This is a genomic window from Bifidobacterium oedipodis (assembly GCF_012932425.1).
Taxonomy (GTDB): Bacteria; Actinomycetota; Actinomycetes; order Actinomycetales; family Bifidobacteriaceae; genus Bifidobacterium; species Bifidobacterium oedipodis.
Window position 1 is genome coordinate 242928 of the sequence record NZ_JAAIII010000003.1, and the last position, 12252, is coordinate 255179.

Annotated in this window: 10 protein-coding genes; 1 reads left to right on the forward strand and 9 read right to left on the reverse strand. The window is 57.9% G+C overall.

Going from position 1 to position 12252, the window contains the following annotated elements:
- Positions 1–9: 9 nt before the first annotated feature.
- The 4 genes from G1C95_RS06130 to G1C95_RS06145 form a co-directional block, all read right to left on the reverse strand.
- Positions 10–591 carry a DUF624 domain-containing protein gene (locus tag G1C95_RS06130; protein ID WP_169172083.1) on the reverse strand — a complete coding sequence of 194 codons (582 nt, stop codon included), beginning with the start codon at positions 589–591 and terminating at the stop codon, positions 10–12.
- A gap of 117 nt (positions 592–708) precedes the next feature.
- Positions 709–1545, reverse strand: a complete 837-nt coding sequence (locus G1C95_RS06135; protein WP_169172084.1) for a carbohydrate ABC transporter permease — start codon at positions 1543–1545, stop codon at positions 709–711.
- Positions 1542–2396 carry a carbohydrate ABC transporter permease gene (locus tag G1C95_RS06140; RefSeq protein ID WP_169172085.1) on the reverse strand — a complete coding sequence of 285 codons (855 nt, stop codon included), beginning with the start codon at positions 2394–2396 and terminating at the stop codon, positions 1542–1544. The genes G1C95_RS06135 and G1C95_RS06140 overlap by 4 nt, the downstream gene beginning before the upstream one ends.
- A gap of 139 nt (positions 2397–2535) precedes the next feature.
- The gene (locus tag G1C95_RS06145) at positions 2536–3891 is read right to left on the reverse strand and encodes an ABC transporter substrate-binding protein (RefSeq protein WP_240947453.1); all 1356 of its coding nucleotides are present in this window, start codon (positions 3889–3891) and stop codon (positions 2536–2538) included.
- A gap of 82 nt (positions 3892–3973) precedes the next feature.
- Here G1C95_RS06145 and G1C95_RS06150 point away from each other — a divergent pair, with 82 nt between their 5' ends.
- The gene (locus tag G1C95_RS06150; protein WP_169172086.1) at positions 3974–5098 is read left to right on the forward strand and encodes a LacI family DNA-binding transcriptional regulator; all 1125 of its coding nucleotides are present in this window, start codon (positions 3974–3976) and stop codon (positions 5096–5098) included.
- 28 nt (positions 5099–5126) lie between these two features.
- On the opposite strand, the gene G1C95_RS06155 is transcribed toward G1C95_RS06150, so the two are convergent.
- From G1C95_RS06155 to G1C95_RS06175, 5 genes are all read right to left on the reverse strand, one after another.
- Positions 5127–7115, reverse strand: coding sequence for a RecQ family ATP-dependent DNA helicase (locus G1C95_RS06155; RefSeq protein WP_169172087.1), 1989 nt, complete (start codon positions 7113–7115; stop codon positions 5127–5129).
- Positions 7116–7226: 111 nt separating this feature from the next.
- Complete coding sequence (locus tag G1C95_RS06160; RefSeq protein ID WP_169172088.1) at positions 7227–8411, reverse strand: cystathionine gamma-synthase; 1185 nt, start codon at positions 8409–8411, stop codon at positions 7227–7229.
- Positions 8412–8640: 229 nt separating this feature from the next.
- On the reverse strand, positions 8641–9663 hold the full coding sequence (locus G1C95_RS06165; protein WP_169172089.1) for a pyridoxal-phosphate dependent enzyme: 1023 nt from the start codon (positions 9661–9663) through the stop codon (positions 8641–8643).
- A gap of 490 nt (positions 9664–10153) precedes the next feature.
- Positions 10154–11158, reverse strand: coding sequence for a glycoside hydrolase family 6 protein (locus tag G1C95_RS06170; protein ID WP_169172090.1), 1005 nt, complete (start codon positions 11156–11158; stop codon positions 10154–10156).
- Between the two features lie 268 nt (positions 11159–11426).
- Positions 11427–12248, reverse strand: coding sequence for a hypothetical protein (locus G1C95_RS06175; RefSeq protein WP_169172091.1), 822 nt, complete (start codon positions 12246–12248; stop codon positions 11427–11429).
- Positions 12249–12252 lie beyond the last annotated feature (4 nt).

Consider the following 12252-nt stretch of genomic DNA (forward strand, 5'->3'; position numbering starts at 1 on the left):
TTCGCAAGGTCATTCAACCGAAGCGCGCAAATACGGGCGCAAGGCCCACTCAAACACCGGCGTCTGCACCATGATGATCAGCCCCACTCCCAACACCAAAAGCAAGAACAAGCCTTGTGGCAGATACACGGCGCACGATACCGTCAGCATCGCCCACAGTCCCGCTACGGCGGCCGCAAGCAGAGTGGCCATGATGGAGGTGCCGCCAATAAGCAACGCGTTGCGCAACGTAACCGGCACAGTATTGTCGAAACGCGCCTGCAACGGCCAAACCCAGATAAACATGATGAGCCACAGCGCCGTAACGGCGAGTTTGATCGTTAACGCCGCCAGTCCCGAAGTGTAAATCCACAATGCGGCGATGGCCAGCCCCGCTCCGGCAAGCACCGCCCACAAGGCGGTCGCATTGGCGAAGTTACGCTTGAACGCGCGGAAAAACGAACGCACCATATATCCGCGCCCTTCATGCGCGCCGCGAGCCACCTCATACGCCGCGCTAAGCGCGGCCCCAACGGTGACGAACGGAATGCAAGACGCCACCACCAGCATGGTGAGCACAACGGAATCCGCCACGAAATCAAGCGATCTCATCAGCGCCGATTTCCTACCGAATAGTGAAGCCATAGTCGCGCCTTCTTTCTCCGTGGCAGCAGTGGTTCCAAATTATGAGGGCGCAAAGCCGACGAGCCGGCTTTGCGCCCATCGGCGTCAGCCTTTCACCGCACCCGCGGTGATGCCTTGGATGATGTACTTTTGGCAGAATGCGAAGAAAATGACGATCGGGATAATCGCCAGCACCAAGCAAGCCATCAGCGCACCCATGTCAACAGAACCATAGCCGCCGCGCAGATACTGGATGGCAATCGGAATGGTCTTGAAACGCTGCATATCAAGAGTCAGATACGGCAGCAGATAGTCGTTCCAAATCCACATAGTCTGCAGAATAGCCACGGAGATGATGGATGAGCGCATCATCGGCACCACGATGGTGAAATAGGTGCGCATGGTGCTGGCACCATCAATCATCGCAGCCTCCTCGATCTCCTGCGGAATGGACTTGATCACGCCGGTGAAGATAAACACCGGCAAGCCCGCGCCGAAGCCGAGATAGACCAGGCACAGTCCCCACGGGGTGTTCAGACTGAGCATGTCGGCCATTTTCGACAGCGGAAACATCACCATCTGGAAGGGCACGATCATATTGAGCAGGAACAGCAGGTATATGGTTTTCGCCACCCAGTTGTTCACACGAACAATCCACCAGGCGCACATGGACGTGCACAGCAGAATCACCAGCACAGCGCCGATGGTAATCAGCAGGCTCCATCCGAAGCTCTGTATGAAATCGGTTTTCTCAATGCCGTCCGTGTAGTTGAAAAGCCCTGCGAATTCCTTGCCAGTGGGAAGCGAGAACGTGTCGGTGGAGATATAGATCTTCTTCTTGAAGGAGTTGATCAGCACCAACGCCAGCGGGAATATCCATGCCAGAGAGACGATGGCGAAGAACGCAGTCCAGAACGGACCATGCTTGATTTTCTCACTCATGCCTGCACCTCCTTGCTGGTGGTGATTTTGTTTTGAATGACAGCGATCAGCGCGACAAGCACGAAGAACATCACGGCCTTCGCCTGACCCACACCTTCGAATCCGGCACGACCATAGAAAGTGCGGTAGATATTCAACGCCAGCATCTCCGATGTGTCGCTTGGAGCGCCGTTGGTCAACGCCAAGTTCTGATCGAACAGCTTGAACCCGTTAGTCACGGTAAGGAACGAGCACACGGTGATGCTCGGCATCATCAGCGGAATGGTGATGCGGAACAAGACCTGTCGAGGCGTGGCGCCGTCAACCGCGGCGGCCTCCATCACATCGCCGGGCACATTCTGCAGACCGGCGATGTAAATCACCATCATGTAGCCGATCTGCTGCCAGCACACCATAATGACCATGCCGACGAAACCGTATTTGGCGTGGTAGGTCAAAGAGATATCCCAATGGGCCAGCACGCCGTTGAGCAGCAGCTGCCAGATGTAGCCCAACACAATACCTCCGATGAGGTTGGGCATGAAGAAGACGGAGCGGAACAGCTTGGCTCCGCGCATCGCTTTGGTGAACATGTAGGCGACGAAGAACGCCGCGACATTGATAAGGATGGTGGTGACAATGGTGAAGGCCACGGTGAACAGCAGCGCGTGCAGGAAATCGGGATCCTGCAGGGCGCGACGGTAGTTTTTCAGACCCACCCATTCGGAGTCGGTGATGGTGGTGAATTCGGTAAAGCTCAGATAGATGCCCATCACCAGGGGAACGACGAACCCGAGCACGAACGCGAAGCAGGTAGGCAACGCGAACATCGGCCACCAGCGTTTGATCACGCGGCCGGTCATAGTAATCATAATGGTCTCTCCCTCTATTGCAGCGGCTTTATGCAACGAACGCCGCAATCAACGGATATGCGATATCCGCAACCGCCTGCTTTCGATAAGGGAAACAAAAACGAAACACAGGCGGCTGCGGCTTGCTTCTTGACAGGAATCACTCGCCGTATGCGAGCGCATACTCGCTGGCCCAGTTGTCGGTGAACACCTTGATCACGTCATCCCAGCTGCCGGTTCCTTGAGCGTAGTTGAGCTCGGCGGAGCCCAGATCCTGCTCCCACTGATGGGAGACGGTAGGCACGCTGACCACATCGGTTTTGCCGGCTTCCTGATATTCACGATTGGCATTCACCAGCGGATTGTCGACCTGATACTGCTCTTCGTCGAATCCCTTGAACGGAGCTACAAGACCCATATCCTGGGAGATCACTTCACGAGCGGTGTCGGAGGTCACCAGCCAGTTGAGGAACTGCTCGGTGGCTTCCTGATCCTTCTCGGAAACTTGGGAGTTGACACACCAGTAGTTGCTGATCACCTGATTGAGACCCTGATTCTCCTCGCCATCAACACCGATGTATATCGGCAGCACGCCAAGGTCCTCATCAGCCACTTCCTGATCCTTGATCTGGTTGTACACCCACACACCATCCTGGAAAAACACGGCCTGACCGGTGGCGAACTCCGCGATGGAATCGTCCATGGTCTTGCCTGACAGCGCGCTGGGTTCGACGGTGGCGTCGGTGATGTACAAATCGAAGATGTTCTTCATCTGTTCGACGTAAGTGCCCTTGACACTGGACGGAACCTTGTTCATATCCACGTCGTCGTCCACATACTCGTAGTACAGCGGAACACTGGGAAGGTGGAAGTTGTACCTGAACGCCGAAGTGGAGTCGAGACCGGCCGAGCTGAAAGCGCCCTTAACCCCCCCCCCGATATCATCTTTATGATTCTGAATTTCGTCAGCGACGGTTTTCAGAGTATCAAAGTTATTGATTTCTTCAATGGACTTCACGGTGGACCAAGAAGCATCGAAATACTCCTGCAACAACGCTTTGTTGTAGATGATGCCGTAGCTTTCGGTGGCATAGGGGATGGCGACGGGCTTGCCTTCATCATTGGTCAGCGCGCGGTCCTTGTAGTTGTCGGTGAGCTGACCATAGATGTCACTGTCGGACAGATCCTTGGCATACTTCATATAGCTGCTCATAAAGCTGGGGCCATCGGCCTGGAACAGCGTCGGGGCCGAGGACTTCGCCAGCTCGGACCGCAAAGTGGCGTCATAATCGTTGCCTCCGACCTGAATCTCAACGGGGATGCCCGTCTCTTTTTCGAAAGCCTCGCCAAGTTTGACCCAGGACTCCTGCTCCTCGGCTTTCTTGTTCAAGTAGTAGACACGACCGTTTTCACTCTCCGCATTGCCGCCGCTGCCGCATGCAGACAACGCGGTAAGACTCAGTGCTGCGACCGAGATCACACTCACCGCCTTCAACATCCAATTCTTGTTCCTCATTGTGTTTACCTCCTTGTTTTCCAAATCAGCAATCTGCATTGATTGACCGGAACGATGTATACGTTATCAGAGATATTTTCATATGTCAAACGCGTTTTATGCACAACAAATGTATACGTTTACATTTTTGTGGCGTGATACGGTTGAAAAGAACAGAAACGGAGCCGAAATAATGAAGTCCACCATCCACGACGTCGCCGAAAAAGCCGGCGTGTCGGTAGCCACCGTATCGCGAACGTTCTCCCGCCCCGATGTTGTCTCTCAAACGACACGCGACAAAGTGCTGCAGGCAGCCAAAGACCTCGACTTCAACATCTCACGTTCCGCCGCAGCACTGAAATCCCAACAATCCTTTCGTGTCGCCATGCTCACCAGTGAGGCGCACGCGAACTGGTTCAACGCCAACATCAGCATCGCCCTCAACGACGTACTGCAACCCGCCGGCTACGACATCTGCACCTACCGCATCGCCAATGCAGCAGAGAGACAGGCTTTTTTCGCGGATCTGCCTTTGCGACGCAACGTCGACGCAGTGATTGTGAACTCGTTCAGCATCGACGGCGACGAGATCTCCAATCTCAAAAAAATGAATATACCGGTGGTCGGCATCAACGTGCCTTCATCCGCGGGATTCGACGCCACCATCAGCATCGACGAATACGAAAGCATGCGTCTTCTGGTCAGACATCTGCATGACCTCGGACACCGCGACATCAGCTTTGTATGTTCCAACAGCGCCCAGGCACCCCTGCGATACAGCGCCGATCTACGCATGGACGCTTTTCTGCGGGCATGTCATGACTTCGACGACACCACCCCCACGGTGATCCGCGTACCAAGAGATAAGGAAAATGAAGACGAGCTCATCCTGTCCAGATTCCTCACTCAATCCCCCAGACCAACGGCCATCTGCTGCCAGAGCGACGCGACGGCGATTCCGCTGATATTCAAATTGCCACGATGCGGCGTCAGTGTCCCTCGAGACGTTTCGGTTCTTGGGTTCGACGACAGTACCTACGCGCGTCAAGTCGAACTCACTACAATCCACCAGAGCCCCGAGGAACTGGGATACGAGGCCGCGCGACGCACGTTACAGCTCATTCAGGGCACATGCCCGGAACCTCGGCACCTGACGATGGAAACCTATCTGGCGCTACGTGGCACCACGGCACCGCCGCGTTCAAGCAACGGTCAGCGCAACGACTAACGCGCGGGCTCACCATTACCCCACGGTTTCACCGCTGAGGCGCCATGCCTGATTGGAAAGCGGCCACCGCCTCCATGAACCGTTTGCCGTACTGGCGCAGTTTGTTCTCGCCCACACCGTTGACGGCAAGGAATTGCGCATCGGTAATCGGCTTAATGCGCGCCATATCACGCAAGGTTTTATCGGAGAACACAATGTACGGCGGTTTGCCGATTTCCTGGGCGATGGTGCGGCGCAGTTCGCGCAAACGCTGGAACAGTGCCTCTTCGTCATCATCCGGCGCATAGGTGCCCAACGCCGGCCCAGTCGTCGGCTCCGCAGCAACGTTCCGGCTCTTGGCGGATGGTTCGCGCTCCACACGCTTGATTTCATAGTGGAAATCGGGTGCGGCCGTCTCCCCCGCACGACGCCCGAACATAACAATCGGCAAACGTCCTTCGGCGATGTATAAGTATCCGTCAACGGCCATCTGATTGAGCACATCGCGAATGCGCGCCTCATTCACACCGCTCAGCATGCCAAAGGTCGGCATTTGCTCGGGGTTCAGCCACGACAGATCCTGTGCCTTGGATCCACGCAGGATTTTAACGATTTTGCCCGAACCGACCCGCTGATTCACATCATGCACGCAGCGACTAATCGCACGCGCCACATCAGTTACGTCGATGGTGGCGAAAGTATGCTCGCAGTTGGCGCACGCGCCGCACTTACCAGCTCCGGCAGCGCCGTCTGATGCCGTGATTTCACCAAAATAGCTGGTCATATACCGGTGCAGGCAGTCAGTTGTGCGGCAATAGCCCACCATGCCGTCGAGCAACCGACGCTTGGATTGACGCACGATATCCTGCTCCTCGGGGCTCAGCCGCTCGTTTTCATAGTCATTGTCAAGCAATCGACGCCGGGTGACGATATCGGAATCATTCCACAGCAACGTGCACCGGCTGGCCTCACCGTCGCGCCCGGCGCGCCCCGCCTCCTGATAGTAGGCTTCGATGGATTCGGGCATATTGTGGTGGATGACGTAGCGCACATTCGATTTATCGATGCCCATACCAAAGGCGTTGGTGGCCACAACCACCGGCACACGATCAGTGACAAAGTCACGCTGGGCGTTCTGCCGTGCGTCCGGTGCCATACCTCCGTGATAGGCGACGGCAATAACAGCTTCTCCAGCAGCACCGGCATCGTCACCAACAGCAGGGTCACTATCTGCAGGGCCGACGCCCGCGGCCGCACGCAATTGCGGCACCGTCTGATTCAGCGTGGCGGCAAGAGCTTCGGTTTCCTTGCGAGTGGCGCAATACACGATGCCGGATTCGTTCGGATGATCCGCTATATAGTGAGCCACCCAGGAAGCTTTGCGCTTGGTCTCGAGTTTGATCACGTCGAAATACAGATTCGGCCGATCGAATCCGGTGACGGTAATGGCCGGATTGTTAAGCCCCAGGATATTCACAATATCGTGGCGCACACGTTCGGTGGCGGTGGCGGTGAACGCGCCAACCGGCGGACGTTGCGGCAGGGAGGCGATGAATTCGCCGATGCCCAGATAGGAGGATCGGAAGTCCTGACCCCATTGGGAGACGCAGTGTGCCTCGTCCACGGCAATCAGTCCGATTGTCGTATTGGCTGCAAAACTGCGGAATCGTGGTGTTTCCAAACGTTCGGGGGCTACATACAGCAGTTTGACCTGACCGGCTGCGGCCTGTTGGAACACCATGGATTGCTCGTCGGGGCTTTGTGTGGTGTTGACGAAGGCGGCAGGCAGACCGATATCGTTGAGTGCGTCCACTTGGTCGCGCATCAGGGAAATCAGCGGTGAAATCACGACGGTGACGCCCGGCAACAGTGCGGCGGGAATCTGATAGCACACCGATTTGCCCGCGCCAGTGGGCATGACGCCCAACACATCATGCCCTGCGAGCAGCGCCTCAACGATGCCCGCCTGCCCGGCTCGGAACGAATCGTAGCCAAAATACCGTTTCAGCGCCGACAGCGCCGCCGTGATGTCAGTCATACCCACCCAGTGTAGTGCGCCGCTCACTCACGGTTGCGCTTGACGATACGGTACGGCAGCGAAAATACTGCCGTTACCACGCGTACATCACCGCACGCAACGACGATATCGTCACAGCGCGCGCAATGCCTGCTGCAGATCGGCAATAAGGTCATCAATGTTTTCGATGCCCACCGAGATGCGCACGAGGTTGGCAGGCACCTGCAGGGTGGTGCCGGATACGGAGGCGTGGGTCATGGCTGCGGGAACTTCGATCAGGCTTTCCACGCCACCCAGCGATTCGGCCAGCGTAAAGATTTCCGTGCGATCCACAAAACGCTTGGCTGCTTCGGCGCCTCCGGCCAGCTGCACGGAGACGATACCGCCGAAACCGCCGTGCATCTGGCGAGCGGCGATGTCGTGGCCCGGATGCGATTCGAGACCCGGGTACCACACGCGTTCAATCACATCGGACGGCTGGGATTCCAGCCATTGCGCCACGGCGAGCGCGTTGGCGGAGTGCTGGCGCACGCGCAGATCCAAGGTTTTCAAGCCACGAATGTCCAGCCACGAGTCGAACGGGGAGGGCACAGCACCAGCGGCATTCTGCAGGAAAGCGACCTGCTCACGCGTCTCATCGTCGTTCAATACCACTGCGCCGCCGACCACATCGGAGTGGCCACCGATGTATTTGGTAGTGGAATAGACCACCACGTCGGCCCCATCGTCCAGCGGATGCTGCAGGGCGGGCGAGGCGAAAGTGTTATCGACCACAACCTTGGTGCCGTGTGCGTGGGCGACTTTGGCGGTGGCGGCGATATCGGTGATGTTGAGCAGCGGGTTGGAGGGGGTTTCCACCCACACATATCGGTATTGCTTGGCGGTGAGTGCGGCTTCGACGGCGGCGGTATCGGTGATGTCGACTACATCGAGGCCGATGCCCCACGGCACGAACACCTTGGACAGCAGGCGGTAGGTGCCGCCGTAGACGTCGTTGCCAAGCAGAATGTTGTCGCCGGGGCGAATGGTCGAACGCAGCAGCACGTCAATGGCAGCCAGACCCGATGAGAAGCTCAGCGCATATTTTGCGCCTTCCACAGCGGCCAGTTGTTCGTCGAAGCTGGTGCGCGTGGGGTTGATGGAGCGGGAGTAGTCGTGGCCGCCGCGCAGCCCCAGCACGCCGTCCTGCTTGAAGGTGGAGGTGGCGTAAATCGGAGTCACCACCGCGCCGGTGGTCGGGTCGGGCTCCTGACCGGCGTGGATGGCACGGGTGGCGATGGCGGTGTTGGTGAACTTGGCGTTGTATGCGGCGGACATAATGAGTTCCTTTCAGTGATTTTCAGTGATATTCAGTTGTGTTGTAATTTACGTTGCTTTTATTTGTTATTCGTCAAAGTGATGGACACGATGTGTGCTCCATCCCCTTAGCTATTGAAGAGGAGTCACTGCGTTTGGTCGGCTGGATGGACACGATGTGTGCTCCATCCCCCTACGGGCGGGCCCCCTTCCGCACGCATCACGTCCATCCAGCCGCCACCCCAGAACCTTACAAATACTGGTCGGCCAACGACGGCTTGGTGGTGCGGTCGACCACGTCGCCATAGCCATTGGCTCGCATCCAGTCGTCGTTGAATATTTTCTCCAGATAGCTGCGCCCGGAGTCGGGGGCGAGCACCACAACGGTCTGGTGTTCGTCCAGATCGTTGACGAGCGCATAGTCGATAGCTGCGGCCACGGCCATGCCTGAGGATCCACCGACCATCAGCGCTTCCTCACCGGCTAGGCGGCGCGTCATTTCGAAGGCTTCGGCGTCGCCGACTTTAACGATGGCGTCGGTGATGGTGCGGTCGAAGGCTTTGGGGTAGAAGTCCTCCCCCACGCCCTCGATGTCGTACTGGTGCACGTGGTCCATGTCGGGTGCGGAATAGATGGAGCCTTCCGGATCGGCGCCGATTACCGTAACGGCACCATCGGAGGCTTCCTTCAGGTAGCGGCCGGTGCCGGAGATGGTACCACCGGTGCCGATGCCGGCTACGAAGTGGGTGACTGTTCCTTCGGTGTCTCGCCAGATCTCCGGGCCAGTAGTGACGTAGTGGCTGGCAGGACCGTTGGGATTGTCATATTGGTTGGGTCGGTAGCCGCCGGGGATGGCTGCGGCGAGACGCTCGGCGACGCGGTAGTAGGATCGCGGATCATCGGGGCCGGCGTCGGTGGGGGTTACGACCACTTCGGCACCGTAGGCCCTGAGCACTGCGCGCTTGGATTCGGAGACTTTGTCGGGCAGGGTGAAGATGGTGCGGTAGCCGCGCTGCTGGGCCACCATGGCAAGGCCGACGCCGGTGTTGCCGGAAGTGGGTTCCACGATCACGCCGCCGGGCTTGAGTTCGCCGGAACGTTCGGCAGCGTCAATAATGCGTGCGGCGATGCGGTCTTTGGAGGATCCGCCGGGGTTCATGTATTCGATTTTGACGGCGATGGTTGCTTTGACGCCGGCGGCCTGCGGAATGTGGTTGAGCTTGACGATAGGGGTGTTGCCGATGAGTTCGAAAGTGGAGCTTGCGATGGCCATGAGTTTGAAGTCCTTGCTGTTGTGCTGCGTTGTTGCGCAGTGGTCGGCGGTTTTACTGGTGCGTGTGATGCGTTGTCGTGAACCGACGTTCCCGGGCGAAACGGAAAGGACTAACAATATTGTGGTTTGGAGCGGCAGCGTGTGCGGCTGTATTGAATCAGCGTGTGTAATACTTGCTTACCTGAATGCGATGGTCAATACATGGTGCGAACCATAAATCTCTAAAAAAGAATTGCACGATACACATCGCTGCTGGAATGCTCTATCTCAAATTATGCGTCACTGACCGTGCGCCCGGAGGCGTCGGTTAGCGACAACAACATGAGATGAAATGCATGCCTCACACCATAGCATGAGGGGCGACATTATGATGCCGCGCCTGTTCACATCGTGGATTCGCGGGGGTTGAGTTGCTGCAGGCTCGGCACCGCCATAGGAGGCAGGGATAGGCGGCAGAGAGGCATACACACCTACGGTTTCCGGAAGAACGCTAGCTCCACCCCAATAACGATTCGGCCTGTTCCGGCCACCATTGGCCGGCCTGCGGCCCGGCATTGCAGGTGCCATCGGATTCGCCGGGGGTCTTAATCCATAACGCGGCATCCTGGGCGCCATAGGTTGTTGCTCCGGGCTCCTCCCCCACGCGCGCACCGGATACATTGCACCATGCGGAATCCGGTTCATTGCCATGCCCGTTGCCGTTGCGGCTGGTGTCGATCACATACCGCCCGCCGGTTAGCTGCGACAGTTGCTCACCGTAGGCGCGCTCTGCGGCGGTGACGTTGTAGTTCGATACGTTGAGCGAAAAGCCGCGCACGTTCTCCACGCCCGCACGCAGCAGCAAGCTGGCCATGGTTTCGGCGTCCACCCAGCCCGAGTGGCCGGCGTCGATATATACCGCAGCACCGCTGGTGGCGAGCGCACGCACCGCAATCGTCAGCAGCGGCATTTTTGATTCCAAGGCCGGGCAGTCAGTCATCATGGCCAGCGCATCCGGCTCCACGATTACGGCCGGTACAACGCCTTGCCAAGCGCTTACCGCGTCAACGATTTCCTGCACCCATGCCACGTATTCGTCGTCGCGCATATCGCTGGCGGAATATCCGCCGCAGTCTCGCCCGGGAATGCCGTACACCACGAATACCGGCATCGTGCCTGTATATGCAGCCTGTTTCATCACAGCGGTGACAGCTGGGCCGACGCGTGTGGGCGGCAGTTTATCCGGTTCCAACCATATGGAGGAGGGCACGGAGGCCAGTTGCGCGGCGGCGGCGCGAGACGTTTCATCGGCATTCTTGTCTTCAGCAGCGTGCGCGGCGCTGGAATCGTCATCCACATACAGGACGCGATCCGTGAAGGGGTTATCGCCATCAGCGCTCACGGTGTCGCGCCTCAGGCCATGCATATAGAGATCGGCGGCGCCGCTGCCGACGATGAACAGGGTCGATAGGGCGCACAGCAGGCCCGCCATCACGGCGGCAACCGCTGCGCGCACCAACCTGCGCCATATTCGCCCGCGCCATGCCGGCCCGCGCTGTGACTGCCCGCGTCGGGAACCGAACGAACCGAACCTTGACGTTCGTCGGTTCGCGCGCCCGCCTACACGTCTGCTTAACCACTGCATGGCGCTCCTTTATTCAATGTTCGATTCCAACATGTTCAACTTCAACGTCGGCCAATACCGACGTTGGTTACTGCCAACCGCCGGCTAATACCAACCATCAGTCAATGCCAACCGCCGGCTAAAGCCAGTGCCGCAGCCATTAGGCGGCATCCACAGGCACGTCGCGAATCGGCGTGGGCTCGTCGGATTCAAAAATGCCAATTGGAATATCGATATCGATTTCTTGGGCATCCCACGCATCTTGCCCGGCAGCGCGCTGCACGGTCACATAGAACTTGAAATGCAGCGTAATGCCGATGGAATCGTTGGGCAAATCCCCAATCACCTGGTTGCGCATTTCATAGACGCCCTTCGGGCTGGTGATGCGCATGCCGTAACTGCGGAAGGTGTTGGGTTCGGGGTCGAAGGTCAATGAAGCAGCCTGACCGTTCACCGTATATGGCGAGCGCGCCGAGGATTCGGTATGCCCGCTGAGCGTCACGTCGGAACTGATGTTCACATTGCCCAGATACACCAAGCGTTTGGAGGCGTACGGGGCTTTTAAATCAACGTTGAGATCGTAGGCCTGGAAGGTGAAGGTGAAGAGTTTGTCGCCCTTCGGATACCACTGGTCGGAGCGTGGGGTGGCTTGCGAGGGGAAGATCGAAAGCACGTAGTCGATGCCGGCGATGTTCTTGTAGACGTTGGATACGCCGTTTTTGGAGAACTGGGAGTCGAATACGTCATCGTCTTCGGCGTTGGCTCGTCCGAGTTCGTCGTGGCTTTCGCCGGAGCCGGATTGTTTCGCGTGCTCCTGCACGTTCGAGCCGCTTGTTTCGCCGGCGGCGGCTGTTCCGGCAGTCCCTGAGCTTAACGACAAGCCGGTCAAGTCTTCGATGGAAGCGCAGCCGGTGAGCGGGATGATGGTTAAAGCTGCGACCAGCGCTGCTATCAAGCGCTGCGGTCGGTGCAATCGTGTCATGATG

Excerpts from the sequence above, each read along its gene's own strand:
- G1C95_RS06130 (WP_169172083.1), bottom strand. The coding sequence starts at position 591 with ATGAGATCGCTTGATTTCGTGGCGGATTCCGTTGTGCTCACCATGCTG.
- G1C95_RS06135 (WP_169172084.1), bottom strand. The coding sequence starts at position 1,545 with ATGAGTGAGAAAATCAAGCATGGTCCGTTCTGGACTGCGTTCTTCGCC.
- G1C95_RS06140 (WP_169172085.1), bottom strand. The coding sequence starts at position 2,396 with ATGATTACTATGACCGGCCGCGTGATCAAACGCTGGTGGCCGATGTTC.
- G1C95_RS06145 (WP_240947453.1), bottom strand. The coding sequence starts at position 3,891 with ATGAGGAACAAGAATTGGATGTTGAAGGCGGTGAGTGTGATCTCGGTC.
- G1C95_RS06150 (WP_169172086.1), top strand. The coding sequence starts at position 3,974 with ATGTCAAACGCGTTTTATGCACAACAAATGTATACGTTTACATTTTTG.
- G1C95_RS06155 (WP_169172087.1), bottom strand. The coding sequence starts at position 7,115 with ATGACTGACATCACGGCGGCGCTGTCGGCGCTGAAACGGTATTTTGGC.
- G1C95_RS06160 (WP_169172088.1), bottom strand. The coding sequence starts at position 8,411 with ATGTCCGCCGCATACAACGCCAAGTTCACCAACACCGCCATCGCCACC.
- G1C95_RS06165 (WP_169172089.1), bottom strand. The coding sequence starts at position 9,663 with ATGGCCATCGCAAGCTCCACTTTCGAACTCATCGGCAACACCCCTATC.
- G1C95_RS06175 (WP_169172091.1), bottom strand. The coding sequence starts at position 12,248 with ATGACACGATTGCACCGACCGCAGCGCTTGATAGCAGCGCTGGTCGCA.